The organism is Vibrio sp. S457-15, from assembly GCF_000960545.1.
Classification (GTDB): Bacteria; Pseudomonadota; Gammaproteobacteria; order Enterobacterales; family Vibrionaceae; genus Vibrio; species Vibrio parahaemolyticus.
Map to the genome: position 1 here is coordinate 302,951 of NZ_JYOQ01000180.1, position 24,731 is coordinate 327,681.

Annotated in this window: 29 protein-coding genes and 1 pseudogene; 10 read left to right on the forward strand and 20 right to left on the reverse strand. The window is 46.6% G+C overall.

Going from position 1 to position 24,731, the window contains the following annotated elements; genetic code table 11:
• Nucleotides 1–113: 113 nt before the first annotated feature.
• The 8 genes from vscN to vscU are packed head-to-tail and all read left to right on the forward strand — an operon-like array spanning nucleotide 114 to nucleotide 6,986.
• Nucleotides 114–1,436, forward strand: a complete 1,323-nt coding sequence (gene vscN, locus UF05_RS23325; RefSeq protein ID WP_045545186.1) for a SctN family type III secretion system ATPase VscN — start codon at nucleotides 114–116, stop codon at nucleotides 1,434–1,436.
• Entirely contained in the window at nucleotides 1,433–1,894 is a 462-nt protein-coding gene (vscO, locus tag UF05_RS23330) for a type III secretion system central stalk protein VscO (RefSeq protein WP_005464592.1), read from the forward strand. Before vscN ends, vscO begins: the two co-directional genes overlap by 4 nt.
• Before the next feature lie 9 nt (nucleotides 1,895–1,903).
• A complete protein-coding gene (gene vscP, locus UF05_RS23335) occupies nucleotides 1,904–3,244 on the forward strand; it encodes a type III secretion system needle length determinant VscP (protein WP_045545187.1) in 1,341 nt (446 codons plus the stop codon).
• Nucleotides 3,220–4,206, forward strand: coding sequence for a SctQ family type III secretion system cytoplasmic ring protein VscQ (gene vscQ / locus UF05_RS23340; protein ID WP_079854902.1), 987 nt, complete (start codon nucleotides 3,220–3,222; stop codon nucleotides 4,204–4,206). Before vscP ends, vscQ begins: the two co-directional genes overlap by 25 nt.
• Nucleotides 4,203–4,853, forward strand: a complete 651-nt coding sequence (gene vscR / locus UF05_RS23345) for a SctR family type III secretion system export apparatus subunit VscR (RefSeq protein ID WP_005377232.1) — start codon at nucleotides 4,203–4,205, stop codon at nucleotides 4,851–4,853. The genes vscQ and vscR overlap by 4 nt, the downstream gene beginning before the upstream one ends.
• A 13-nt stretch (nucleotides 4,854–4,866) precedes the next feature.
• The gene (vscS, locus tag UF05_RS23350) at nucleotides 4,867–5,133 is read left to right on the forward strand and encodes a SctS family type III secretion system export apparatus subunit VscS (RefSeq protein WP_005464497.1); all 267 of its coding nucleotides are present in this window, start codon (nucleotides 4,867–4,869) and stop codon (nucleotides 5,131–5,133) included.
• Nucleotides 5,130–5,915 carry a SctT family type III secretion system export apparatus subunit VscT gene (gene vscT / locus UF05_RS23355; RefSeq protein ID WP_045545189.1) on the forward strand — a complete coding sequence of 262 codons (786 nt, stop codon included), beginning with the start codon at nucleotides 5,130–5,132 and terminating at the stop codon, nucleotides 5,913–5,915. The genes vscS and vscT overlap by 4 nt, the downstream gene beginning before the upstream one ends.
• A gap of 15 nt (nucleotides 5,916–5,930) precedes the next feature.
• A complete protein-coding gene (gene vscU / locus UF05_RS23360) occupies nucleotides 5,931–6,986 on the forward strand; it encodes a SctU family type III secretion system export apparatus subunit VscU (protein WP_045545190.1) in 1,056 nt (351 codons plus the stop codon).
• 419 nt (nucleotides 6,987–7,405) lie between these two features.
• On the opposite strand, the gene vopQ is transcribed toward vscU, so the two are convergent.
• From vopQ to UF05_RS23460, 20 genes and pseudogenes are all read right to left on the reverse strand, one after another.
• A complete protein-coding gene (vopQ, locus tag UF05_RS23365; protein WP_045545191.1) occupies nucleotides 7,406–8,884 on the reverse strand; it encodes a type III secretion system effector VopQ in 1,479 nt (492 codons plus the stop codon).
• Between the two features lie 9 nt (nucleotides 8,885–8,893).
• On the reverse strand, nucleotides 8,894–9,352 hold the full coding sequence (locus UF05_RS23370; protein WP_045545192.1) for a CesT family type III secretion system chaperone: 459 nt from the start codon (nucleotides 9,350–9,352) through the stop codon (nucleotides 8,894–8,896).
• A gap of 227 nt (nucleotides 9,353–9,579) precedes the next feature.
• A complete protein-coding gene (gene vopR / locus UF05_RS23375; protein WP_045545193.1) occupies nucleotides 9,580–10,557 on the reverse strand; it encodes a type III secretion system effector VopR in 978 nt (325 codons plus the stop codon).
• 10 nt (nucleotides 10,558–10,567) lie between these two features.
• Nucleotides 10,568–11,017, reverse strand: coding sequence for a type III secretion system chaperone (locus UF05_RS23380; RefSeq protein ID WP_045545194.1), 450 nt, complete (start codon nucleotides 11,015–11,017; stop codon nucleotides 10,568–10,570).
• A 224-nt stretch (nucleotides 11,018–11,241) separates the two neighbouring features.
• On the reverse strand, nucleotides 11,242–12,405 hold the full coding sequence (gene vopS, locus UF05_RS23385) for a T3SS effector adenosine monophosphate-protein transferase VopS (RefSeq protein WP_020840565.1): 1,164 nt from the start codon (nucleotides 12,403–12,405) through the stop codon (nucleotides 11,242–11,244).
• Nucleotides 12,406–12,408: 3 nt separating this feature from the next.
• The gene (locus tag UF05_RS23390; protein ID WP_025499831.1) at nucleotides 12,409–12,837 is read right to left on the reverse strand and encodes a CesT family type III secretion system chaperone; all 429 of its coding nucleotides are present in this window, start codon (nucleotides 12,835–12,837) and stop codon (nucleotides 12,409–12,411) included.
• 212 nt (nucleotides 12,838–13,049) lie between these two features.
• Nucleotides 13,050–13,688: a SctL family type III secretion system stator protein VscL gene (vscL, locus tag UF05_RS23395; protein ID WP_005464499.1), complete on the reverse strand. Its 639-nt coding sequence runs from the start codon at nucleotides 13,686–13,688 to the stop codon at nucleotides 13,050–13,052.
• Nucleotides 13,667–14,332, reverse strand: coding sequence for a SctK family type III secretion system sorting platform protein VscK (gene vscK / locus UF05_RS23400; RefSeq protein ID WP_045545195.1), 666 nt, complete (start codon nucleotides 14,330–14,332; stop codon nucleotides 13,667–13,669). The genes vscL and vscK overlap by 22 nt, the downstream gene beginning before the upstream one ends.
• Complete coding sequence (gene vscJ, locus UF05_RS23405; protein ID WP_005500485.1) at nucleotides 14,325–15,071, reverse strand: SctJ family type III secretion inner membrane ring lipoprotein Vsc; 747 nt, start codon at nucleotides 15,069–15,071, stop codon at nucleotides 14,325–14,327. The genes vscK and vscJ overlap by 8 nt, the downstream gene beginning before the upstream one ends.
• Entirely contained in the window at nucleotides 15,071–15,415 is a 345-nt protein-coding gene (vscI, locus tag UF05_RS23410; RefSeq protein WP_005464519.1) for a SctI family type III secretion system inner rod subunit VscI, read from the reverse strand. Before vscI ends, vscJ begins: the two co-directional genes overlap by 1 nt.
• An 8-nt stretch (nucleotides 15,416–15,423) precedes the next feature.
• Nucleotides 15,424–16,050, reverse strand: a complete 627-nt coding sequence (gene vscH, locus UF05_RS23415) for a YopR family T3SS polymerization control protein VscH (protein ID WP_045545196.1) — start codon at nucleotides 16,048–16,050, stop codon at nucleotides 15,424–15,426.
• Complete coding sequence (gene vscG / locus UF05_RS23420; RefSeq protein WP_005477707.1) at nucleotides 16,047–16,406, reverse strand: YscG family type III secretion system chaperone VscG; 360 nt, start codon at nucleotides 16,404–16,406, stop codon at nucleotides 16,047–16,049. The genes vscH and vscG overlap by 4 nt, the downstream gene beginning before the upstream one ends.
• A gap of 3 nt (nucleotides 16,407–16,409) precedes the next feature.
• Nucleotides 16,410–16,658 carry a type III secretion system needle filament protein VscF gene (gene vscF, locus UF05_RS23425; protein WP_005464566.1) on the reverse strand — a complete coding sequence of 83 codons (249 nt, stop codon included), beginning with the start codon at nucleotides 16,656–16,658 and terminating at the stop codon, nucleotides 16,410–16,412.
• 11 nt (nucleotides 16,659–16,669) lie between these two features.
• Nucleotides 16,670–16,879: an EscE/YscE/SsaE family type III secretion system needle protein co-chaperone gene (locus tag UF05_RS23430; protein WP_015296814.1), complete on the reverse strand. Its 210-nt coding sequence runs from the start codon at nucleotides 16,877–16,879 to the stop codon at nucleotides 16,670–16,672.
• Nucleotides 16,866–18,167 (reverse strand): SctD family type III secretion system inner membrane ring subunit VscD, encoded by a 1,302-nt coding sequence (gene vscD, locus UF05_RS23435; RefSeq protein ID WP_029837453.1) that lies wholly within the window; start codon nucleotides 18,165–18,167, stop codon nucleotides 16,866–16,868. Before vscD ends, UF05_RS23430 begins: the two co-directional genes overlap by 14 nt.
• A gap of 5 nt (nucleotides 18,168–18,172) precedes the next feature.
• Nucleotides 18,173–19,966 (reverse strand): annotated as a pseudogene (gene vscC, locus UF05_RS23440) (SctC family type III secretion system outer membrane ring subunit VscC); the annotation flags it as partial.
• A 92-nt stretch (nucleotides 19,967–20,058) separates the two neighbouring features.
• The gene (vscB, locus tag UF05_RS23445; protein WP_045545198.1) at nucleotides 20,059–20,487 is read right to left on the reverse strand and encodes a YscB family type III secretion system chaperone VscB; all 429 of its coding nucleotides are present in this window, start codon (nucleotides 20,485–20,487) and stop codon (nucleotides 20,059–20,061) included.
• Between the two features lie 12 nt (nucleotides 20,488–20,499).
• Complete coding sequence (gene esxD, locus UF05_RS23450; protein WP_079400735.1) at nucleotides 20,500–21,498, reverse strand: type III secretion system regulon anti-activator ExsD; 999 nt, start codon at nucleotides 21,496–21,498, stop codon at nucleotides 20,500–20,502.
• A gap of 131 nt (nucleotides 21,499–21,629) precedes the next feature.
• Nucleotides 21,630–22,490 carry a type III secretion system transcriptional regulator ExsA gene (gene exsA / locus UF05_RS23455; protein WP_005500472.1) on the reverse strand — a complete coding sequence of 287 codons (861 nt, stop codon included), beginning with the start codon at nucleotides 22,488–22,490 and terminating at the stop codon, nucleotides 21,630–21,632.
• Nucleotides 22,491–23,112: 622 nt separating this feature from the next.
• Complete coding sequence (locus tag UF05_RS23460; protein ID WP_045545199.1) at nucleotides 23,113–23,529, reverse strand: YscW family type III secretion system pilotin; 417 nt, start codon at nucleotides 23,527–23,529, stop codon at nucleotides 23,113–23,115.
• A gap of 388 nt (nucleotides 23,530–23,917) precedes the next feature.
• Between UF05_RS23460 and exsC the strand changes: the two genes are divergently transcribed.
• Nucleotides 23,918–24,364: a type III secretion system regulatory chaperone ExsC gene (gene exsC, locus UF05_RS23465; RefSeq protein WP_020840558.1), complete on the forward strand. Its 447-nt coding sequence runs from the start codon at nucleotides 23,918–23,920 to the stop codon at nucleotides 24,362–24,364.
• A gap of 7 nt (nucleotides 24,365–24,371) precedes the next feature.
• Complete coding sequence (exsE2, locus tag UF05_RS23470; protein ID WP_017448952.1) at nucleotides 24,372–24,683, forward strand: T3SS regulon translocated regulator ExsE2; 312 nt, start codon at nucleotides 24,372–24,374, stop codon at nucleotides 24,681–24,683.
• Nucleotides 24,684–24,731: the final 48 nt, after the last annotated feature.

A 24,731-nucleotide genomic window follows, 5' to 3' on the forward strand; every position in this document is an offset into this window, starting at 1 on the left:
GTGTTTTTTTAGGGCGTTTTCAGTTTTCTAAAAACTCCCGACCAATATTCACTATAAATACCAACCCATCCTTTCTATTCTCCCAGCATCAATCATTGCGCATATTTTTTACATTGAACGATTTCTCATACATCACCGATATTCAGCAATCTGCGATCAAACAAACGCGTTTGATCCAAATTCGCGGACGCGTTACTCAAGTAACCGGCACCATCATCAAGGCTGTGGTGCCGGGCGTACGCGTTGGAGAGTTGTGTGAGCTTCGCAATCCCGACCAAACCTTATCGTTGTTGGCTGAAGTCGTCGGCTTTCAACAACATCACGCGCTGCTTACCCCACTTGGCAACATGTTTGGCATTTCATCCAACACCGAGGTGAGCCCGATGGGGAAAATGCACGAAGTCGGTGTTGGCGATCACTTACTGGGTAAAATCCTCGATGGACTGGGCCGCCCTTTCGATGGTGCACAAAGCCAAGAGCCAAGCGCTTGGTATCCCGTTTATCGTGATGCCCCGCCACCGATGCAGCGTAAATTGATCGAAAAACCAATTTCTCTTGGCGTTCGCTCCATAGATGGTTTGCTCACCTGCGGTGAAGGCCAACGTATGGGCATTTTCGCTGCGGCTGGCGGCGGTAAAAGTACCTTGCTGGCGAAGCTGATTCGCTCTGCGGACGTGGACGTAACCGTTCTTGCTCTGATTGGCGAACGTGGACGAGAAGTGCGAGAGTTCATCGAACACGACTTGGGCGAAGAAGGTATGGCGCGTTCAGTGCTGGTCGTTGCGACATCCGACAGACCAGCCATGGAGCGCGCAAAAGCAGCGTTCGTTGCGACTTCTATCGCCGAATATTTTCGAGACCAAGGCAAGCGCGTTTTGCTGCTGATGGACTCCGTCACGCGTTTTGCTCGTGCCCAACGTGAAATTGGTCTTGCCGCTGGTGAACCACCAACTCGACGCGGTTATCCGCCTTCTGTTTTTGCCGCACTGCCAAAACTAATGGAGCGTGCCGGTCAATCGGACAAAGGCTCTATCACTGCCCTTTACACCGTATTGGTCGAAGGTGACGACATGACCGAGCCTGTCGCAGATGAAACGCGCTCCATTCTGGATGGACACATTATCCTTTCGCGGAAATTGGCGGCGATGAACCACTACCCGGCCATCGATGTGCTCCGCTCTGCAAGCCGAGTAATGAACCAGATTGTCGAGCCGAATCATCAAGCTTCTGCCGCGCATCTGCGTGAAATGTTGGCGAAATATGAAGAAGTCGAGCTGCTTATCAAAATCGGCGAGTACCAACATGGCGCTGACCCGCGAGCCGATCTGGCAATCGCGCAAAGTGACGATATTCGCGCCTTTTTACGTCAAGGTACCCATGAGCCAAGCGACCTTGAAGGTGCTGTCGCTCAACTCAAAGGCATCGCAGGTCAATGATCGAACGATTATTAGAAATTAAGAAAATTCGTGCAGACCGCGCCGATAAAGCCGTTCAACGCCAAGAATACCGAGTTGCCAACGTGGCGGCAGAACTGCAAAAAGCAGAACGCTCGGTAGCGGACTATCACGTTTGGCGTCAGGAAGAAGAAGAACGCCGCTTCGCGAAAGCCAAACAGCAAACCGTGCTTCTTAAAGAGCTGGAAACGCTCAGACAAGAAATCGCCCTACTTAGAGAACGGGAAGCCGAGCTCAAGCAGCGGGTAGCAGAAGTAAAAGTGACGTTAGAACAAGAGCGCACTCTGCTAAAACAAAAACAACAAGAGGCCCTTCAAGCCCATAAAACCAAAGAAAAATTCGTTCAGTTGCAACAACAAGAAATCGCGGAACAATCGCGCCAACAACAGTACCAAGAAGAACTCGAGCAAGAAGAGTTTCGCACTGTCGATATTATCTAAAGGTTCATCATGCGCATTAAACCAAGTACGGATACCCCAAGTACGCAGCCTCATTCACCACAATCTCCAATGCCGATTGACGATCATGCCATGCTTCAATCGCGTTTTGAGCATGCGCTAAAGGAAAGCCCAGACCAAACCAAACCACAGCCAAATGAAACCAATAATCAAGCGGCTTTAGAAGCTAAAAAACCGTTTACTGAAAATTACTCAGAGCGCTCTCTTGCGTCACTGTATTCGACAGGTAGCAACCAGCGTAAGACGGCTGAGAAATCTGCTTTTGCTCAAAGTGGTGACGTCGTCACAGAAAATATAAACAACGAATCAGATACGTCGTCACCTATCGCTCTGAACACCCAAGACAAAACGCCAAGCGATATGGACGCACACATGAAATCTGAAATTCGAATGCCTACTACCGGTGATAAGAAACTACCAATGGAGCCTTCGAATAAGCGTGAGAAAAACGCTGACGAGCAAGACGCATTTGAACGCTTGGCCGAAGATCATGATGATTCTAAAACCGAACTCGCGGCTGCTAAAACAGCAGAGTTACACGAGTCGACACAGTCGCCGAAAGAGACTAAGCACATTCCTACTGCGGGAACGAAGCCGGATACAATTGAAACGGTATCCGACGCTTTAGCGTCAACATTAGCATCAACAACCGTCGCGTCTGCGGCTTCTGCGTCACTCGCCTCTCATCCTGTCACTTCAACTGTGCACAAAACTGCAACTAAAACTGAAGTAAACAAGCATGAGGGTGACTCATCACTTGGCTTTAATTCGCGTAATTTGAAAACACCATTCCCTAATGATGAACATCCCAAAGCGAGCAAGGGTGAGCGCACGTTGCTAGATAAAGCCATGTTGGATTCAGAAAAAAGCAATGACAAGCCGATGCATCAACCAGTCACGACACCGATCACTCAAGGCGATGTGATTTTGAAAGGCATCTCGACTCCACAACCTACTCAACCAACTCGTGAAGTCAGCCAACTGATTCAGCAATTGGTGGATAAAGTGTACGTTGCCCTACCAACGGCATCGAATGAGAAAGAAGTACGATTGTTTCTAAGCGAGGGTCAACTCAAAGGTGGCGAAATCCACATCAAGTTAGATTCGCAAGGTTATAGCGTGACGATTCGACAAGAGCATGCGCTTTCCATCATCAATCAACAAGCGAGGCAAGATCTGGCAGAACGTTTAAACCGCATGGGCTTTGAACAGCCTTTGCGCGTCTCGATCAGCGAGCAGACGTCGCAACACGGTCACACACAGCAAGATCAACAACAATCACGCCAACAACGTAGCGTTTATGAAGAATGGCAACCCGAGGCGGATCAATGAAATTAACCATCCCAACAGTCGATGCCGAGAGCATTGCGCTGACCAATCAGCTCTGCGCTAAACAATGCCACTTTCAAGGACGTGACGAGCACAGCATCTCCATAACCGCATCGCAAAAACCGGAATTTTCTGGCTACCGCTTGACCACTCTGGTTGGTGGACAAACCATTCAAGTCGATTTTTGTTCCGCGCAACTGCAGCAATGGCTTCACTCAACTTTGAATGCGACAGCGTTTGAATCTCTCCCAAACTCGTTGCAGTTAGCTCTGCTCAGTACGCAGATTGAGCCTCATGCTGACGCGTTCAAACGCCTATTTGGTCAGTTACCGATCCTCAGCAAATTACAACCGCTGGAACAAATCGAAACGCAGCGCAATACCTTAATGCTGACGCTAAACAAACCGAGCGCATCACTTTGTTTGTGGGTAAGTGAAGGTCAAAGCGTTTTAGTTGATGCGCTGCCGCCATGCTCGTCGCAACTGACTCAGCATATTGCCCTTCCTGTCTGGCTAAGCCTTGGCAAAACGCACCTGGACTTAAATCAATTCCATTCGTTAGAGCTTGGAGACGTGATCTTTTTTGACCAATGCTACATCGCCCAGCAACAAGCGATTGTTCAGGTATCCAATAAGAATCTGTGGCGTTGTCAACTTGAAGACAACACCCTCTACATAATTGAGAAAGAAACCAATATGAATGACGTAAACACATCCGAAACACTCACAGACCACCAGCAACTGCCTGTGGAACTCACGTTCGACATCGGCCACCAAACCGTCACGCTGGAGCAACTCAACCAACTGCAACCGGGGTACGTTTTCGAGCTCAACCAACCGGTGTCCAAGCCCGTGACACTGCGCGCGAATGGTAAAATCATTGGTGAATGTGAACTGGTAAACGTCAACGATCATTTAGGTGTACGTGTGCTTGAATTATTCGGCGGCACTCAGGAGCCGGCATGATTCAGTTACCTGATGAGCTAAACCTCATTGTCAGCCTAGCGTTGCTGGCATTGATCCCGTTTATCGCCATGATGGCGACCTCATTTGTGAAACTCGCGGTCGTGTTTTCGCTGCTGCGAAATGCGCTTGGCGTACAACAGATTCCGCCGAATATGGCGCTGTATGGCTTGGCGATCATTTTGTCGATTTTCATCATGGCACCGGTTGGCTTTGAAACGTACGACTACGTAAAACAGCACGACATTTCTTTGGAAGACTCTGCCAGCGTTGAGGGCCTGATTGAAAGTGGTTTACAGCCGTATCGCGAGTTTTTGAAAAAGCACATCCGTGAAACCGAAGCGATATTTTTTACCGACGCAGCACGCACGCTGTGGCCACAAAAATACGTGGACCGTTTGGAATCCGACAGCTTATTGCTGTTGCTGCCTGCATTTACGGTCAGCGAGTTAACGCGGGCTTTTGAAATCGGCTTCCTACTCTACTTGCCGTTTATCGCTATCGATTTGATTGTTTCCAATATTCTGCTCGCAATGGGGATGATGATGGTGTCACCGATGACCATTTCTCTACCCTTCAAGTTACTGCTTTTCGTTTTGCTTGATGGCTGGACAAAACTCACGCACGGCTTAGTGCTGAGTTACGGTTGATGAAGGAGAGAGAATGAACCCTGCAGAAATCATCCATTTCACAACGCAAGCACTCACTTTGGTTCTGTTCTTGTCGCTACCACCAATTTTGGTCGCAGCATTAGTCGGCACCTTAGTGTCGCTGATCCAAGCACTGACTCAGGTACAAGAGCAAACGTTAGGGTTTGTCGTGAAGCTCATTGCCGTGATCATCACCCTGTTCATCACAACGCAGTGGCTAGGTGCAGAGCTGCACGCTTTTGCCTCACTCGCTCTGGATAAAATTCCACAAATACGATGAGTTACGACGATTTACACCAAGCTTTGTTTCTTTATAGCTTGACGCTACCAAGGCTCATGGCGTGCTTTATCTTTCTGCCTATTTTGAGTAAACAGATGCTTGGCGGCGCAATGATCCGTAACGGCGTACTTTGCTCACTTGCGTTGTTTATTTTTCCCGTCGTAAACGAGCAAGCATTGCCCGCCGAAACTGACGGCCTTTGGTTGATTGTGATTCTAGGTAAAGAAGTCTTGCTGGGTATGCTGATTGGCTTTGTCGCTGCCATTCCTTTTTGGGCGATTGAAGCCACTGGCTTTTTGGTGGATAACCAACGCGGTGCGGCGATGGCGAGCATGTTCAACCCAACGCTGGGTTCTCAATCCACCCCAACGGCGGTGTTACTCACCCAAACGTTGATCACCTTGTTCTTCTCTGGCGGTGGCTTTGTTGCATTTATCTACGCTTTGTTTAAAAGCTACACCACTTGGCCAATACTCGGCTTTTTCCCGATGGTCACGAACGCGTGGGTAGGCTTTTTCTATGATCAGTTCCAACAGTTAATGTGGCATGGTGTATTAATGTCGGCGCCACTTGTGCTAGCGATGTTCTTAGCCGAATTTGGCCTTGCGCTGATCAGCCGCTTTGCGCCACAACTCAACGTTTTCTTCTTGGCGATGCCGATCAAAAGTGCCATCGCGAGTGTGTTATTGATCGTCTATCTCGGATTAATGATGGCTCACTTTGAAGCACTATTTTATGGCATCACTCGTTTTGGCGAGCAGCTCAACACGATTTGGAAATAAAGGTTAGGATGTTCTATGAGTGGTGAAAAAACCGAACAACCCACCGCCAAAAAGCTCCGCGACGCCCGCCAAAAAGGGCAAGTCGCAAAGAGCCAAGAGATCGTCTCTTCGGCGTTAATTCTGGCACTCATCGCCGTGCTGTTCGCCTTTGCCGATTACTACATGTCGCACATCTCTGCCCTACTTTTGCTGCCAAGCGAGCTCGCATATCAAGGCTTTCAAGACGCGTTGATCGATGTTGCCATCGCTATCGCCAAAGAGATGGCCTACCTGCTCGCTCCAATTATTTTGGTCGCAGCGCTTATCGCGATTTTTTCTAACATGGGACAGTTTGGTTTTCTTTTTAGTGGCGAGTCTGTCAAGCCCGACATTAAGAAAATCAACCCTGTCGAGGGCGCAAAGCGCATCTTCTCGCTAAAAAGCGTCATTGAGTTCATCAAGTCGATACTCAAGGTGTCTCTGCTTTCCTGCATCATTTGGGTTACGTTGCGGGGCAACATCAACACCTTGATGCAAATTCCAACTTGTGGATTGGAATGCGTCCCTGCGGTGACGGGAGTTATGATTAAACAATTGATGATTATTTCATCGGTTGGTTTTGTCGTGATCGCTGCAGCAGATTTTGCTTACCAGAAGTTTGACCACACGAAGAAGCTCAAAATGAGCAAGGACGAAGTGAAACGCGAATACAAAGAGATGGAAGGCAGCCCGGAAATCAAAAGTAAACGCCGTCAGTTTCATCAAGAACTTCAAGCTTCTAATCAACGCGAAAACGTTAAGCGCTCCAACGTCTTAGTAACTAACCCGACTCACATCGCGGTTGGTCTGTACTACAAAAAAGGCGAAACACCGTTGCCTGTGATCACTCTGATGGAAACCGATGCGATGGCTAAACGCATGATTGCAATTGCACGTGAAGAAGGCGTGCCAGTAATGCAGAAAGTGCCATTGGCGCGTGCGCTTTATGCCGACGGCAACGTTGACCAATACATCCCAAGCGAACTAATTGAAGCCACTGCCGAAGTGCTCCGTTGGTTGGCGTCATTGGAATCTGATGGTACTCAAAGGTAGTTTTATTCAAAAGGCAAAGTGCGTCGCTCTGACCTCAATGCAACTCAGGTCGTACCTAATTCTTAATATACTGGTACATTAGGAGCAATGGCGGAGCTACGTATCGCAAAAGCTCGCAACGGTGAATTATGAGCCAATGAATTACCTCTACCAAGCCTAGAGTTTGCCAAAGAAAATGGTCTAAAGGAGCGCAATGTGTTTGAGGCTACTGACCACTAAACACCTCGCGGACAGGCTGAAGGCGGTGCAACGCATATGTTGTTTTCGCTCGCTCAGAAAATACAGACGCTCTGTCCGAACATATTGCCAACAAAACAAATGGACAGTTTTATGAAATTCGAATAATGAGTTCACGCTAAACTGGCATTGTTCCAGCTGCGATGTAATCAGCAAAAAGGGAACGAGTGCTCCCTTTTCTTTTAAATCCAGCCTTCGGCTAAGTACATTAGTCGTAATTGGCTTGGTGAGCCGAGTTTATCTAATGCATCAAGCTGGGCGTCACTTAAGTTCGGGCACTTATCGAGATACACACGTCCGTTGGTGGCGTCCAAAGGCAACTTGTACGTCAGCTTCTCGTTGATCTGATTCGCTTCGCCTTTATCCATGGCTCGAACAGCAGGCATCAGCCAGTCCCAATCTTCATTTAACAGCTTTTTAAATGCACCGTTCGCCGTAGACTCTGTCTGACTTGGCATGTCTTCATCGCTCAGTTTAAGCAGTGAGTCGACATCTGGAACGAGATGTTCACTCGGGCTTGAGCCAAGCATTTGCTTAAGTGTTAAACGCGCGGCTTCCATCTCTTGCGCTTCTTTTGGCGCATTAGGCGAGCTCATTAAAGTATCTTCTTTTGGACCAAGATACGCCATCAGCGCTCGAACTGCCGCCGGCTCTTGCATGCTAAAAGTGAAGTCGCCCTTCACGTTTGAAATTTCCAAACGCGGCAACACGCCGGACATTGGCCCTTGCTTGATTTGGTCTTGCACTTCGTTGTTTAGGCCATACGCCCCAGCTTGGCCAGCAGCAAAACCACCACCGCTAATCATGGCAGAAGCCTCTACCGTGCCAATCGCTTCTTTTGCTGCCGGTAACACGCCAGCCGTCCCTACCGAGCTTACGCCAAACGTACCCAAGCTGCCCGTTGCCATGCCAAGTGTGGCACCAACAGCACCTTCAGCCGACAACATCGCATGACCGATGGCTAACGTTTGTTGCATTGGCATCGATAAGCGTTGCTCTCTGCCCGGCAGTTGCGAGATTTGTTCGAGTTGGTGATGATACGCTTCTGCATCCCCATTAACGGCGGCTTTATGAAGTTCGCGCCCTGTTGCGACCAGCAAGCCCACGCCGGGTAACGCCAAGTTAATGGCTGCGTTGACGCCCGAACCTTTCAGTTTTTCCTTTCCCATTTCCAGTAACTGCGCGCCGAAACCGTCCATTTTGCCCGGATACTGGTGCTCCAAGCTGACCTGCATACGCGGATCTTTGCTGATCGAATCAAACGTATTTTTGAGCTGTTGATAGCTGTCGCTGTCGACTTTTACTTCATCAAGTAGGCTCACCACTTCCAAAATTTTCCGCTCGGTTAATGGCTCACCACGGTAACCTGATGGACTGACTAATGAATAAGCTAAAAGCGCGGTTTCTGGCTTTTCTTCTTTAAGCAACGCCTGCTTTAAGTCGAGGTGCGTTTTGATATTTTCTTGAAAGAACTTGGTGTATTTTTTTCTTAATAGGCCTTCGCTAACAGAAGTAAACTTGTGGCCTTTATGGAACGTGGACGGTTCTTTGACTTCGCCTCTTTTGCTGATTACTCGGTCATCTTTTTGCGCGGCAATGGCACGAAACTGTTCCAAATCGGGTACTGGACTTTGACTGATTTTTTGCGTTGTATTCACCATACCTTCCTCCTACACTCGCAGTGGCTGAACATGACTTGGTTCATGGCTTGAAATGGCTGAAAGATCTTGCTCCAACATGGCAAAACGCGCTTGCCAAAGTTCGGTCTGTTCGATGATTTCGTGGAACCAAGCGGTCAGATTGGCTGAGTTAAGATGCTCGCTAGGTTGGCGTCCCGCTAAGACTAGTTGTCGACCATTCGGTGCAAGCGATAACGTTAAGTTACCACTGCCTAACCCTTGGTAGTTTGCGCGGGCTAACAGCTCTAGCCCTCTTACTCGCAACTCTCCCGATTTTTCTAAGCCACCAAACGCAACAGAGAGCATTAAGGCGTCGTCTTCTGTGGCGGTGAAATACAGCACGAATCGATCATCAACGAGAAGCTGACAACGATTTCCATCCTCAAAAATGAGCGGTGGTAACTCATTTAAACGACAAAATTCATCGAGTAGTGGTTGAATCGTGTTCATAATCTTTCCTCTTGTTTCCGTTACTCTATTGAACACCGATTCCCATTTTGACGATGTCGCTAATGGTTTTATTTTTGTCACTTTTACCGTTCTTTGCGGTGTTCACTTCAGACGCAACCGAAACTTAACCATCTGGTTTGTAAATAAAAAAAGAGCAACACTCGGCTGCTCTTTTCTCTCAGATTCGGTTTTCATCTTCGAAGTTTAATCTGCGCGGCAAACCTCAATTAACCAAGTTTGTGGCTATCGAAAATCACTTCTGTTGGCGGGAACATGTTCGATACTGGCGGGCGTTGGGCATCACCAAACATGGTCGCACCAAACGCTGACGCCGCCCAAGGATCGACGATTTTTACGTCTTTATTCCACGTCGATGGATCTTTAATGTCGCTGCCTTCTTGGCGCCCCACTAATACGTAAAGGTGCGTGCCAGAATGGCCTTTTTTAAACGCCACAACTTCTACTTTGGGCTGGTTTTCTGGTGTGCCTGACATGCCTTGAATCATTTCCGCAGCAGCGGCAAAAGCAAATGTGGTACAACAACCCGCCTTGGCATTTTGGACCGACTTAGCAATGTTCTGTAACGTGCTTAATTGCGGCGCATTGCCTCTTTGCGCGGCGGCTTGAACTGCGCTGGCAGACATGGTTGCTCTTTGATCTTGCATGATTCGCGCTTGGTTCGCGTAAAGTGCGTTTAGCCTTGGCGCGCCTTTTGTTTCATAAAACTGCGACCCTTTTTGACCAAACGTATTTAAGTCTGTACATGCAAAATCCCCCAGCTTTTGAAGGTTGGCTTTGTGCTCGTTGATCAGCGCCACGCTGGATGAGGCTTTGCTGGCTTTGGAAGACGAGGTTACGGTTTGTGCGGTAGGCCAATGCGAACTTGGGCCAGACGACAATCTTTCTAGATTTTTCAAATTGCCGAGCGTCAGCTTGTTTTCGCCATTGAGCACGTTTTGCAGCATCTGCTTCGCCACATCTTTTGGAATGCCCTGCTTGGTGAGCAGATTCACCACGATGTCTTTCGCTTTGTTCTGATGGCTAATACGAGCGCTCACGCTTTTGTTTTTTGGCGCACCTTCTTTGACGAAAATGTCTTTGCCGTTGTGTGCTCGAATCTCTTTATCGTCCGCTTGATTCTGTGTCGCCAGATGTGACGTCAGCTGGCTCAACGACTGCATGTGTGACGTATTGATATTAACCATGTAAAAAACCTTAAACTTGAATAAACGGGTGTGAGCCAGTTTGTTGGCTAAAATCGACAACCGTGTTGTTTTGGAACAGTTGCACCCAAGTGTCACTCAACTCATTCAACTGACTGATCACGTTGGCTAATTGGCTGATCTCGGTGTCTGCCGTGATGGCGATTTGAAGCAGAATGTCTTTGGTAGTTGGGTTGATGCAAAACTGCACTCCGCCCGTTTCGCGATACAAAAAGTTGTATTCCAGCAGCAATTGAAGCTTGTCGGCGGTGAGAATATCTTTCTCTACCATTAGGCTTTTTGAGACAAGCACCTCGTTCTTCTCTTGCACAAATTGCACATCGATCGCGTTATCCTCGCTAAAACAGAGCGACCACATTTGATGCTCAAACTCGGTAACGCGCTCAAGGTTGAGTGAATCCCCTAGCTCTGCGAGAAGAATATTGATCTTTCCGGTATCCATGTTGTGTCCTGTTAAATTTGATGACGGCTTATTGAAATAAGCCCATAACGATGAGGGACATTTTAAGGTGAGCTTCCAAGTTAGACTTTATTTAAACGTCTGAATTTTAGCGCTATTAGCCGTTTTAAAAGTTGATATGATTGAATCGCATAAACAGAGGCAACAAAAGAGCGGCACTCGCCGCTCTTACCAACATACAAATACCACCACAAAAAATCGCTGAGTTATTTAATGCCGTGAAGACTGTTTTCGGCATTCATCGCCAAAGGATTGAACGAGTCATTACGCAGTTCAGCGATGGCATAAAGCATGCGCCCCATGCGTCCGTTGCCATCGGTAAAGCCGTGATAACCAATCACACCAGCAAACAAATGTTTACCGAGGTCTTTGTCTGCAACTGGATTCTCTTTCAAAAAGCCTTCAATGTGTTGCTTCAACATGCCTTCCCCACCAATACTAGATGGTAATGTGCCACCAGAGATATTTGGCCCACGGTAATCGCGTTCTACATTTGGTACCAAACGAGCATGCAACTCTTTTAGGTTGTCCATATTCAGCAAGTCTTTACCGTTGGTCGCGTACTCTTTCAATAATGACGTGATGTTTTCCGCATCGTTCCCTTTTGAGTTTGAAGCATTGATGATCCAAGCCGCTGCGCGTTCAACATTGTTGGTCACGCCAGCTTTATTGAAAGCGTCTTCAGGAAGACCTTCTGCATACACGCCTTGGTCTAAATCCGTACTTGCGAGCCCTTCAATATGTCGCTGCGCTGCTTTTAGGTGCATCACCTCCATGTCAAAGACAGCTTGCATTTGGTTGATGCGTACTTCTGGATTTTTCTGAGCAGCCGCCACGCCACCGCCGTAATCTTTCACCACGCGCACCGCGAGCGACTTAACGGCATCATCACCAATCAGCGCTTTGAGTTTCTTGCCAGAATCCGTCTCTAGCATCACTTCTGTCATGGCTCGTTCGGCAAGTTGGCTCAGCTCAGCAGCGTGAGACTTCACCATTTTGCTGTCCAACTTCGCAAACGCATTCAGAACATCTGAAGGCGTTTTGAGGTTCGCGTCTTTAAACAACATCTGACCATGCTCGACAGAAGACGATGTTTGCAAACGTTGAGCTTGTCCCTGTTCGTTGTCAAACACTGCTTTTGTGATCGCTTTTGCCACAGACTGCGTGCTGCCTTCACGAAATAATTTCCCAGTAGCTTCAAAGAAACGCGCGACTGCACCACTTGTAGGGTTTGCGCGTGTAAACTCTTGAGTAGCAGCATTGATCGTATATTCCTTACCACCAATGCTGAGTTTGCCTTCATTTAGAATCTCATTACGAGCTTGTGGCATCGCCGCTTGCAATGCACTCACATTTCCAAAACTGATCATGATTTACACCCTTAATGTAGAGAATTGGTTAGCATCCATCACTGGCGCGCTTGGCTCGTCACTGATTGTTGAGTTGCTCGTGCTTTTTAACCACTCAATGAAATTGCCGAGAGATTCATCCAAAATCGCTGCATCCAGCCATTGCTGACTTAGATGAACAAAGCCAACAAAACCGACTTCCTCGTCCCAATAAACGGCTGGTGAGCCTTGAGTGAGCGACGCTTTCATGTATTGCAGCATCACGTCATGTTCTGGTTTGTCGCCAGAAATCAAGCCAATGAGCGTCAGGCGATCATCCTCAGCACGCACAGTGATTGCCGTGTCTTGGTCAATCAAAAGATGACAGCAATCGTCGCCATCAAAAACCAGTTGTTCTATTTGGCAACGGTGAGCAAAATCCGTCATCAAAGCGGTAATAAATCCATTAGCCATTTGAATGAATAATCCTATAGTGCTTGTTACGAATTCGGCGGACGAGTCGTGAAAACAGAGTGACTCAGGCCGTTTTGATGCTGTTATTTTTCATCATTCGGCGCGATTTATATGCTAAAGATGGTCGGATTTTTTTCGTTTTAAGACGTTTGAAAACAACAAAGCTCAGCAATGTGCTGAGCTTTGTGTTCGATTGATTTGGCGGTGACGCTCTACTCTGGTGACGTCATTTTCCGCTCACTGAGTTGTTTCACCATCGCTTGCTTTAACGCCTGAATCTGTCCATCGATACTGGCGTCAATAATGCCGACTTCGGTTTCCAGTATGCAGCCACCGTTTTTGAGGCGCGCATCGGCAACCACATCGACATAACCCACTTCAGGAAAATCACTCAAAACGCCAGCAACTTTCTCTCTCACGTCAACCACTTGCTCAGGATGAACGTGTAAGATCACTTGCTTTTGATTACTCACCAATTGCAGCGCTTCTCTGACCACGCTGATCGTGGTGTCAACGTCATCAAATGTGTCGATGATTTTACGCACCGCATCTAAGACGACGTTCGTCATTTTGTGCTCAACTTGCAGGTAATATTCATTGCAGCGAGCCAAAGTAGCGACCATCGCTTGCGCATTTTCTATTTTCGCCTGCTCCAAACCATCTTGATAGCCGCGCTGCTTTTCGGTTTCATACGCTTGCTGCGCTTTAGCAATGATGCTGTCGGCTTTCGAATTCGCCGCTTCAACCAAATGTTGTGAATCGAGATAACTAACGTAATCCTTGGCTTTGAGCACCTTTAAACCTGGCGCTAACTGCAAGTTGTCGGTTTTTATTTCAACAAATGAAACCATTGGGGAATAACCTGTTTTGCGATTTTTTTGGTGAGTCGGTACGCGAGATCACGCTGCTCTTCAACGAGCCAAGAGGTGTTTTCTTTCACTTGGCTAAGTGATTGATCGAGCTTGAACTGCCAACGGAGCAAAATATCGTGAGAAGAGCTCGCTAAGATGAACTTCATCCATGCGTAGCCCTGTTTGAGCATATGACGTTCAACTTCGTCTTCTTTCATCATGTCTGGTAACGCTTTTTGCCAACCTTTCGGCCATTGTGACAACAACATCGGCCCTTGCTGAATAAGAAAACGGGCGATATCCAAACCAAACACGTTGTTCAAACACTGCTTGGGCTTTTTAAGTACCACTTGACGCATCGCAAAACTGTGCAACGCCCCGCCAATGGTGAGCATTAACGCACTGAGCGCATCAGGAGGAAGCAGAGCCAAGCTATGGTGTGGCTTGTTAAAAGCCGTTTCTGGAACAGGCGCAAGCGCCCACTCTTCTAAACACCAAAGGTTGAAGTTTGGGTTATCTCGCCAGCCATCCAGATTAAGAAGCCAAGGTTGTTTTGGCACGATCCAGTTTTGCTCTAGGTACTGACATGGGCAGTAGTTGAACTGATGCAGCACCTGAGCCATCGGTGTTTCAGGTTTAACCACGCTTTGCGCTCCTGCGGCACCACGTGAACGTCGCGACATTCGAGCCAATCAGTAGCAGTACCATAAACACTAAAATCCCGATGAGATGGTTCGCCGTTTCTTTGGTAACTTGCACCGACAAAATACTTTTAAATTGGTTGCTTTGAGTCGTCACTCGCACCTCCGAAGATGGCACCATCACGACGCTAATGCGGTCGTAATTCAGCCCTTCAATACTGTTGTTCACCAACAATTTGATTTGAGGAACGTAAGAGTCCAATGCCACATCGGCAGCATGTTTAATAAACACCGATGCCGAAGCAGGAGTCGGACGCTCGCCTGGGCGAAGATCTTGGTCTTCTAGTACCACGTGGACTCGCGCCACCAGCACACCATCAATTTGCGACAGCGTTGATGACAACTCTTGCGATTTTGCATAAACCAAACGCGCTCTTTCCGCCAATGGCGAGGAGATTAAATCGTCTTTTGGAAACACTTCTTTTAACGTCGAGAACTGCTCTCGTGGGTAGCCTTTGCGTTTTAATGCATCAACGGCAAACGCGATTTGCGAGCTATCGACCATCAATTTTACTTTGTTGTCTTTGTCCGGTTCTTTGGTCGCCACCACGCCTTCCGATAACAAGATCGACAGCATTTCGTTGCCTTCTTTTTGGCTCACATTGGTGTAAAGCTCGGTTTGGCAACCCACCAAAAACAGCGCCAATACAAGGCAAAGCGCGCGCATTTTATTCTTCATCATTACTGCGCCTTCAAAAGCGTTTCGACATTCTGTGTGGTTTTACCCACGGTTTTCGCGATCAACTCTTCTTGAAACGTGATTCGAGTTAACGCCCACTGCATTTGCAACAGTTGCGCTGGATCGTCACCGACCATTTTCATGCTGTCTTGTAGACTGCTTTTCGCGTTGTCGATGGTGTTTTTTAGTTCGCTGATGTTTTCTAGCAAACCGCCTTCTAAACCGTTGTTCCCCTCCGGAATAGACATAGCTTGTTCAAAACGCTCACTCAGCCCGTCTTCGACTTGAGCATCTTGCAACTTCTCAAGGTTGGTTTGCATCACCTCGGTGTACTGTGTATTGATCATGTGTACTCCTACGACAAATCTAACTTATGGCTGTGAGTCATGATGTTCTTCACCATCGCGTTTTTTTGGATAACAAAACTCAGCTCTTCACGTACTAAATCGACTGTTGATGTCATCTCTGGCGAAGACTTTAGCTCTGCCCAACAATGCCAAAGCGCTTGTTCTTTCTGAGCGCCAAGTGGGAAGCTTTGCGCAAGCATCGCTTTTAATGCTGCTCTGTCTGTTGGCGGCTCAGCCATTAACTGGCCTGCAAAATCGCCGAGCAACTCTTGTTTCAGAACGCTCAATAATTCTGGAACGGCATCATCCGTTCCTTTGGCGCTTTTCGCCTGATGAAAGGCGTACCACAGCGCTTCTTTTTGCGTTTGAGGATCAGAAAAAACGTCCTTTAACGAAGAAAGCACGCTTTGTTTAGAGACAGTCTCTGCTTCTTTGACCGACGCATACCAATCTTTAATTGCGTTGAGTTTCTCTTCTACTTTTGTCAGCGTGTCTTTGGGAGCTGGGCGAGAAACTTCGGCCGTAGTTTCTCGTGTCATAAGCTCGCTCATTCGCTTCGCATCGTCGCGTTCATAGTGACGAACATCGGTTGAATGAGCGGGCGTTTGTCCGACAAAGTTAGGGTCGACTCTCATCCAAGATTCCTAATGTCTTGGGTGAAGCTCGCCGCAAAAGCTTGGCTTTCTTCGCTGCCTTGAGCTGCCAGTTCCATCCAACGTTCAGCTTGGCTTAGTAACCCTGCTTTTGCAGCCGCTAGCGCCGCCAAACTGATCAGGTCAGGATATGCGGTGCAAAGTGGCTCAAGTAATCGATGTGCCTCTTCGTACGCGCCTTTGTTCATCAGGCTCATCGCACGAATCATTACTACGACTTCTTCAGAGTTCGAAGTCTCCTCAAGGCAATCAGCAATCGTATTGGCCTCTTGATGACGATGCATCCCCGTCGCCATCAAAGCAATTTCAGCCAACAGCTGGCGTAATTCTCGTTCCATGCATTACACCTTCTGCAGGATCGACTGCATTACATCTTTGATCGCACGAGTGGTGGTTGCGTTGATGTTGTATACCACTGACCATTTGTTGATAGCGTGCTGAAGTTCAGCCAGCTTAGATGGATCGTCCGCGTTGGTTTCTAGATTTTTAATTGCATCAGTGACGGATTTATTCGCGTCTTTCGCTTGTTGCTCAAGTTTCGTTTTAACGTCATCAAGGTTTACACTGTTGGTCGCATCGTAAAATGACATAGGATTTCCCTTTATTTTTGGTTAGCTTCGTATGCTTCAATCACAACCTGTGCCGCTGTGTATGCTTCATACTGTTTTAGTAGCAATTGATACTGCTGCGGAGGACATCCCAAGTCCAACTGACGCTTTACCGCTGCCTGTGCTTGTAAGAGCTTGCTCTTAATGTTTTGCACTTCAATGCCACTTAGGTCGTTATTTAGAATCTGTTCAAGATTTGTCATGGTTTTTCTCGCCTTCGTATCCAAGTTCAATAGTGATAACGCGCCCGCCTTTCACCAGCTCAATCCCGGCTGGCGTTACGCTGGATATGCGATAACCCTGCGGAGTGCGAGCCCCTACCATGTAGCGAACGTTATCGGTAAGAATGACGTACGGCACTTGGCCAAAATTAACGCTACGAAACGGGAAGTCGATGTCCGTGCCTTTGCTGACTTTGGGAATCGATTTCAAAACCAGATACGGCTTTTCACCATACTGCTCACGAAAATCCCGAGTCACGCCGTAAAAGCGTGTGGTTTCGATGTCGTCTAATTCACCACGTACTTCAATGCGGTCACCACTTGTCACTAATTGAACTTTTTTAAGCAGCTCCGCGTTGGTGAGCAGCTCTTTTAATGTGTCCATGTACGCCCCTGCACGCTGCAGTTCGACTTTCCAAGCGACCAAACCGGGTACATCGCGTTCTAAAATTTGTTCGACTTGGTTCCATTTGCTGGCGTCATCGATGTAGCCCGTCAGCAGCAACGTGCCAGTTTCATCCCCGTTCTCGACTTTCACTTGGTGATAGCCAAGGTTACGAAGAATAAAGCGCACGCCTCGGCGGATTTCTTCCATCGTTCTTAGGTCACTTTTGTAGTTAATACCCAGAACATCGATTCTTCCCAGCAGTTGCAGTTTCTGCGTTCTGTCTTCGACATAACCTTCTAAAACCGCTTGATGAGCAGTAGCGTTCCACTCCACACGCACATCATTGAGCCCAAGCTCATTCAAAATATTGCGTACCAACACAATCGGTTCGGCTTCTGCCACAACTTCACTGTCATTGCCATTGGCTTGGCTGTACCACATGCCAGCGAATATCGCGCTTGGTATCGCGCTGCACAGCACGGCGATCAGTGCGGTTCTTTTCCAGCTTGTGCTTTGCGCAGTAACGACTGGTGCATCTTGTTTGGTTTGAGCATCCGTAACGTTGGTGACAATCAGCTCGTCTTCAACGTAACCCAGTGCAAATTTCACCACACCAACAGAGACCACCGCGTGGCGATCTAGCTCGATGCCCGATTCACCAACCGCTCGGTTTTCACCGTTGATGGTTACGTCCTGACATCCACGCAACATCACCGATTCACTGTCACACACTAAAGTGAAGTGATTGGCTTCTACGCCAGCATCCGATAACACAAGGTCTGCGATAAAGTCGTCGCTACCTAAAACCAATGCGCCTTCTGGCAGTGTGACTTCAACCCCGGAATGCACGCCGGATAAAATACGAATTTTCCATTGCTGCATTTCGGTTATGGCTCCTCTGAAGGGCGAACACATTCGGCCTGTGAAAGGTCACATTCCGCCACTTTGACTCGCCAGCCTACTTGCCCTGACGGCAATTGACATTGAGTTAGCAGCGAGGACTTTTGCTGTGACAGTAAGTCTTGTTGGTAACGTTCTGCCTGCGTTTTTGACGTACAGCTGAATACTTCAACAACCGATTTAAATTCTGCGCTGTTGTTCGAAATGTTGTTGAGCTGGCCAATACTCGGGCGCAAATCATGCTCGTTACCTATCAACACGCTGTCGCCAATGCCATCAACCACGATTCTCGGCTCGATAATGAACATGCGAACTGTGCGGCGCGTTGTGTTGGTATTACTACGGAACAAAGCACCTAGGTACGGAATGTCGCCCAACAGCGGGACTTTACGTAGCTGATGGCTAACTTCGTCTCGGTATACGCCACCAATGAGTAAGCTTTGCCCTTGTTTTACCGTCGCTAACGTACTGATTTCGGTTTTACGTACCGATGGGAGATCATCCACACCACCATCTGGGATCTTTGCGCCATCTTCTAAATGAAGGCTCAAGTTGATCTCTGGTCGCGTCGCGAATCTGTCGCCGACGATACGAGGCACAATGCGCAACAAGGTGCCATACGTCACTTCTTCCAAAGCCGCCGTCTCTTTGCCAACCAATTTGACGTAAAACGTGCTGCTGTTGTTTAGCACCGCTTCGACGTTTTCTTGCGTGAGCAGCGTCGGTCTGGAAACGACTTGCGCACTGCCTTTCGATTCCAATAAACGAATTTGTGCCAACAAGTAGTTCAAGTTGGTCGAATCCAACAAGGACTTGAAACTCTGACCACTGCCCAATGTGACATCGCCGTTATCAACGTCGCCGGTTGTTTTGATGTCGACAATGCGGTTGTTTCCAACCGATACACCCGCACGCCAATCCACACCGAGCTGACGTAAATCGTTTGCGCTGATGTCCACAATAGATAACGCAACCTCGATACGAGATTGTGGCTGATCGAGTTGAGCGACCAGCTTGCGATATAACGGCAGTCTTGCTTGGGTATCGCGAACGATGATCGCATTCAGCCCCGGCTCCGCTTCTACGGTTGCACCGCCGTGCACAGACGCAGTTTTGCCACGAGGTTTCGCTGCTTCTGCGGGTAATCCATTTACAGACAATGTTTGTACAGACGCAGAATCCGTAATTTGAGTTTGAACACCGCCAACCACACGGCTCAATACCGAAGCAATCCCCGGAACGGTAATGCTTTGGTCGCGATACGAGATACTTCTGTCCGTTGCTGAGGCATATTTAAGCGGAATGAGTTCCACAAATAGCTCATCCGTCGAGTTGGACTTTTGCAGCAATCGGCTCTCTAACGCTTCTGCGGTTTGCACCACCAACTCAACGTAACGTGGTGGCCCAGCTAGATAGACCAGCCCTTTATTTTCGGCAGCGCGCCAACCATAACGAGCATCCCAAACACCGGTAGAAATCAAGGTACTGCGAAGCTCGCGTGCGGTAAGCAGTTCCAATTGCAGCAACCGGGAGCGCGTTTCTGTCGCTTTGTAAACGTGCAGCACTGCGCCATCGAAGTACCACATCAAGTTATAAACTTGCGCTAGGTAGTCGAGAAACTCCGCTGGATCTTCTGGCGTGAATCGACCACTCACTCGGTCATTCACTTTGTCGCTCACCGACACCGATACTCGGTAGTTGGCACCAAAGTTGTTAAGCAGATCTTTCAGCGAATCGTTATCGGCATAGTAACGAAACGGTTGTTCTGGCCAATTGAGCTCTGTCGCTTGTACAGAACACATCGGAGCGACACACAGCGCGCACAATGTCATTTTGGCGGCAATGCGCCCTATTTTTGGCATGAGAGTTCGCATTACGGTAACCACACATGATGACTGATGGTGTGATTAACACGCTCGTGTTCAAGCAATTCCATGTAGCGTTCACACACGTTGGCATGTTGCGCAAGAAGTTCTGCAAACTGCTCATTTGAAGTGTTTTCTATCATCGATTTGCCTTGCAAAATCAATTGTTGATCAGCGTTTGTGGTGAGCACGCTTGGCGTATCTCTAAGCGTTTTTAGTGATAGCTGCATACAACGTTTTAATGCTTGTTCTTGTTGGTAATTGAGATGTTCATTGAATCGAAGTGGTAAGGCAGTTTCCCATAAGATCCATGATGAGTGCTGTTTGATTGTCAGTGTTAACTGGTCTACTTCGATGGTGTAAGCGCCATTTTCTCCGGCAATAAAAGGCCCTATCCCTAGCGTTTTCGCTAGAGATTTCATCATTTTATCTAACATATACTGCCCTATTTAAATCTGGCTGAGATGGTTACAAGCCTGACCGCATTGGCCACTTTGAATATCAAAATAGTAGTGATCAACATCGCCAACGATCTGCATGTCTTTAAACCATTGCCACACTTTAGCAACGGCATTGAGGTCGTTATAAACCACGTCACATGCATCCCATACTTCATTGAGATCCGGTGCTTGTAAACGAGCCTCAGAGCACCACGTTTTCCAATCAGAGATGAAGATATCCGTCGTTGAAGTGTAGTCCGCCAGTTTTTTCAAGTTGCTTAACGACGGTTGCCACTTATCGACCAACGCTTTATGAGATTCAATTACTTGTGATTGCTGCTCGTTCAGTGTATTTAGCTGCGCTTTTAACTGCGTTTGCTGGCTCTCAATCAACGCAAGTTGTTGTTCAACAAAAATCGCGCTGGTGTCTTCACCCGATAACTTCGACCAGTACTCTTTTTGAATATCCAGCTGATTCATCAGTTGTTCCACTTTGACCGAGGCGTGCAACGCACTTTGGTCGGTTTGTCGATGAATCCATTCGGTCAACGCCAAGTAGCAACAAAGGATCAGCGTTTTTGGCGTGGCCAAGTTAAAGCGGAAGCCCAATCGAGAGTTGATGTATTCGAGCCTTTGCTCAAAGGTTGCTACTCGTTGACTGTCACTTAACTGAGCGCCAATTTCTAAAAACAGACGCATGGCAAAACGGTCAATCGATGTGCCTAGTCTCAAATACGTTTTCACCAATTGGCTGGCGCACAAACTGTCCACCACACTTCTGTCCAACAAGCGTTGCAACAACGATAACTGGTCGTCATTCAGCACACCTTCACTCAACAGCTGTCGGTGATTCACGTGGACAACATTGAGATCCTGTGATGGCTGAGACGCACTCTCATATCGTGCTCCTCTTTGCAAAACAGTGACTTTCCTTTGCGTCACAATGCTGTCAGGAAAAAGCGAACGGCGTCGCCAATGCTGCTTTTTCATTTGTGTTCTTCTCCGCATCCCTTTCGAACACTCCAGAATGAAAGGGATGTAATAAATTTGAATTATTCGTTCTTACGCTGAACATAATAGAATTTTATGTCCGTCGGTGACTTTCAAAATTAGTCAGAAAATTTTAGTCATAAGTCATTTCAATTAGCGATGGCGACTTGCTCATCACCGGAACGGACCTTACTTGGCGTAGTGCCAAAGCGACGTCGATAACTTTGAGTAAAGTAAGATTGGCTGGAAAATCCCGCTTCCATTGCCACGTCAACAATGCTCATTTTGCTCGTCAGCAAAAGCTTGTGTGCGTGCAATAAGCGACGCTCACTGATCCAAGCTCTTGGAGAGATGCCATAGTGCTCATTAAAAAGCTCTTTAAAGGTTGTGAGACTGGCACCAAATTCTTGAGCATAATCCGTCAGTTTCCACTCTTTCAAATAGTGCTGCTCCATAAAGCGGCGTAAGCGGTCTGAGGTTCGGTTAGTTTGCTGCGATAGCAAGGCATAGAGGACTTCACCCCCTTGACTGTGCAGCAATAGAATCAGCATTTCTTCGTACTTCAAACGCATGATGGCGTCTGGGTACGACTGCTCCTCCAGCGTTTTCATGCCGGAAAGCACTTGCTCAATGAGAATGTTCAAACCAAAAGAAAACAAACCCGAGTTGAGTTTGTCCACTTTTGGCAACGTCATGAGAAGATCGCTGTGTTTTTGCAGTAATTGGCTTACTAGCTCATTGTCGAATTCAATGATAGATGAGTGATAATTCCCACCCTGTGGTGAATACTCTAACAAGTAGTCACCTTGAGAGAGAAATACCCCATTCCCAGCAACGACATCTATGGTGCAATCGCCAGTTTGAACTCGTAATTGACCATTGTGAACGACAACAATATGAGATTGGTCTGAGTGAAATACTTCGTCATGTTTTTCGTAGTGAGAAAAACTGCGAATTTTTCGCAAGCTAGAGCCGACCGTTTCTGTGTTTAGTTGGCCTGACACATCCATTTTCTACCCTTCATAATTTTTAATTTCTCTCGTGTGTAAAAGAGAAACTGTCAAAGCACTACTTTGTTTGTTGTTATTTCCTAAGCAGTACAATTTCAATTAAAGAAGCAAAGAAAAGAGCATAGAAGTTCATATCACTTACCATACCCCCCGAAATCAATAGCGAATAGCTTAGAAACCGCCATTCCTTCGAGGAATTAAGCAGCCTAAGCTCAAATACAGGCTTCTGAATGAGTAGTTTTTTTATTTTCAGATAGCGCTTTTACTTTCTTATAAGTCTATTTTTTATTAAATAACGTTATGCTATTTAAACTCTGACTTTGTTTTTATATTAGAATAAATTAAATTACTAATATGATAATGAAAATTAGGAAAACCACATTTCCAAAACCTTCAAATTGTTTGTTTTTTAATCCAAAACGCCAAGCCAACGTGTTCAAGGCGTAGGATATAATCATAAATCACACGCTTGTGGCAATAGTTATTAATATAATTTCCAACTGTCCCGATGACTCATTTTTCGCAATTTTATTTATAAAAACGCTCAACAATTCTTTCACATTGAATTGGCTATTTCTATTCACATTTAATAAATTAGATAGCGCTAATCAAATGTAACCGATTACTTTTTTGTTTCTATTTCTATAGGAAAAAGTCTTAAATCCACTTTCTGACTTCCCTCTCTGAATATATATTTCTGCTCATTTTGGGCGATAATTTGACCTTGAGAATAGAGTTTCCCTATCACTTTCATTTCTCCTTTCCCGGCTTGAATTGGCGCAATAAGAAAAGAATATTGAACTGGTAACTGAACACCTTGATATTGCTGAGAAGCAACAGTAAGACATTGATTTTCAAAAGTTTGACACATCTCCACCTCTATATAGGTCGAAACTGGAGGATGGTATCCTTCGACAGAAATCCACCCATATACATTCGCTTGGCTCTGAACGGAAAATGGCTGTGCAGTCCCCACGGACTGAGCGCATCCAGTCAATAACATTAAACCGATAAGACCGGCCCACTTACTGCTTTTCATTTAGGCTCCCATAAATTATTTTTATCGTCTTATTATGATTTATTTTTACACAACTTCTTATGTGTACGTTTAAATTTTCGGCTTATATTTATTCTACAGATGGACAGCAATAACGTTCCACGTACAACACGTAATTAACATAGTATTTAATTTTTGAGATAACACAATTCTAATTCTTCATCGCTTGTCGATATAAACCAAAATCCCACCATAATAGAATTTAATAACCGTTAATCTTTATATGCACCAGCACTCATTTGTAAGAATAGAAGCAAGGTGTCAATTCTGGGTTTCCGGCCAAAATATAATAACTAACAACCAAAATTGATAAACATACCCCACAATATCGAATATGTTTCCCGATAAAATTCTCAAAAGGACTGTTTCTATGTCAGCACGCCAAACTATCGATGAGGTTTTACAGAAGTTTGCTCATCAAATAGGCTTGCCTGAACTGCATTTGACGGACAATGAACTAAGCTTAGCTTTTGATGATCACTTGAAGGTTCATTTCATCTTTCATCCAGAAACGAATACGCTGCAACTGGAAGCGGAAATTGTTGGATTACAAATTGTCAATTCTGATCTTTATCGTTCTTTTTTGGCGTTCAATTACCATTGGCCAGAACACCAATTATTTTTCAGTTTAGATAATCATAGGCACGTACTGTGTTTGAATAAACTGATTGGCATCGAGCAATTGGATTATGAATATTTTGAAAATGCGTTGGCGGAATTGTTGACGCAAAGCGAGTCATGGGAGTCGTTGCTATCTGCTCACGTAGTGGCCGAAGATACGCCTGCTATGCCTCAAAGTTTAGATCTGAGAGTTTAGGTGTCTTATGTCTAATGACATCCAATCTGCACGCAACAGCCAACCCATTCACGGATTGGAGCAAGTAGAACAACGTGAACTTGTGCCACAAGGAACGTTTCAAGGTCGTAAAGTGACCCTACTCTCTTCATCAGAAAACAAACAGGCACGCATGAGCTCAAAGCGAGAGCTGAGCGAATGTTTAAACCAGTTCGCGAGCCTTGAATCTTGCAATCAAGTGTTGGATTTTGAAAAGCCAACTGGATTTGAGAAGCAAAGCGCTGCTATCGAAAAGCTTTTTGAGCGAAAGATAGATGTGATTGCTCGAAGCGAAAAGTAAACACAAGTTATCACGTACGCACAGATCCCTTCTTCGGACTTATGAATG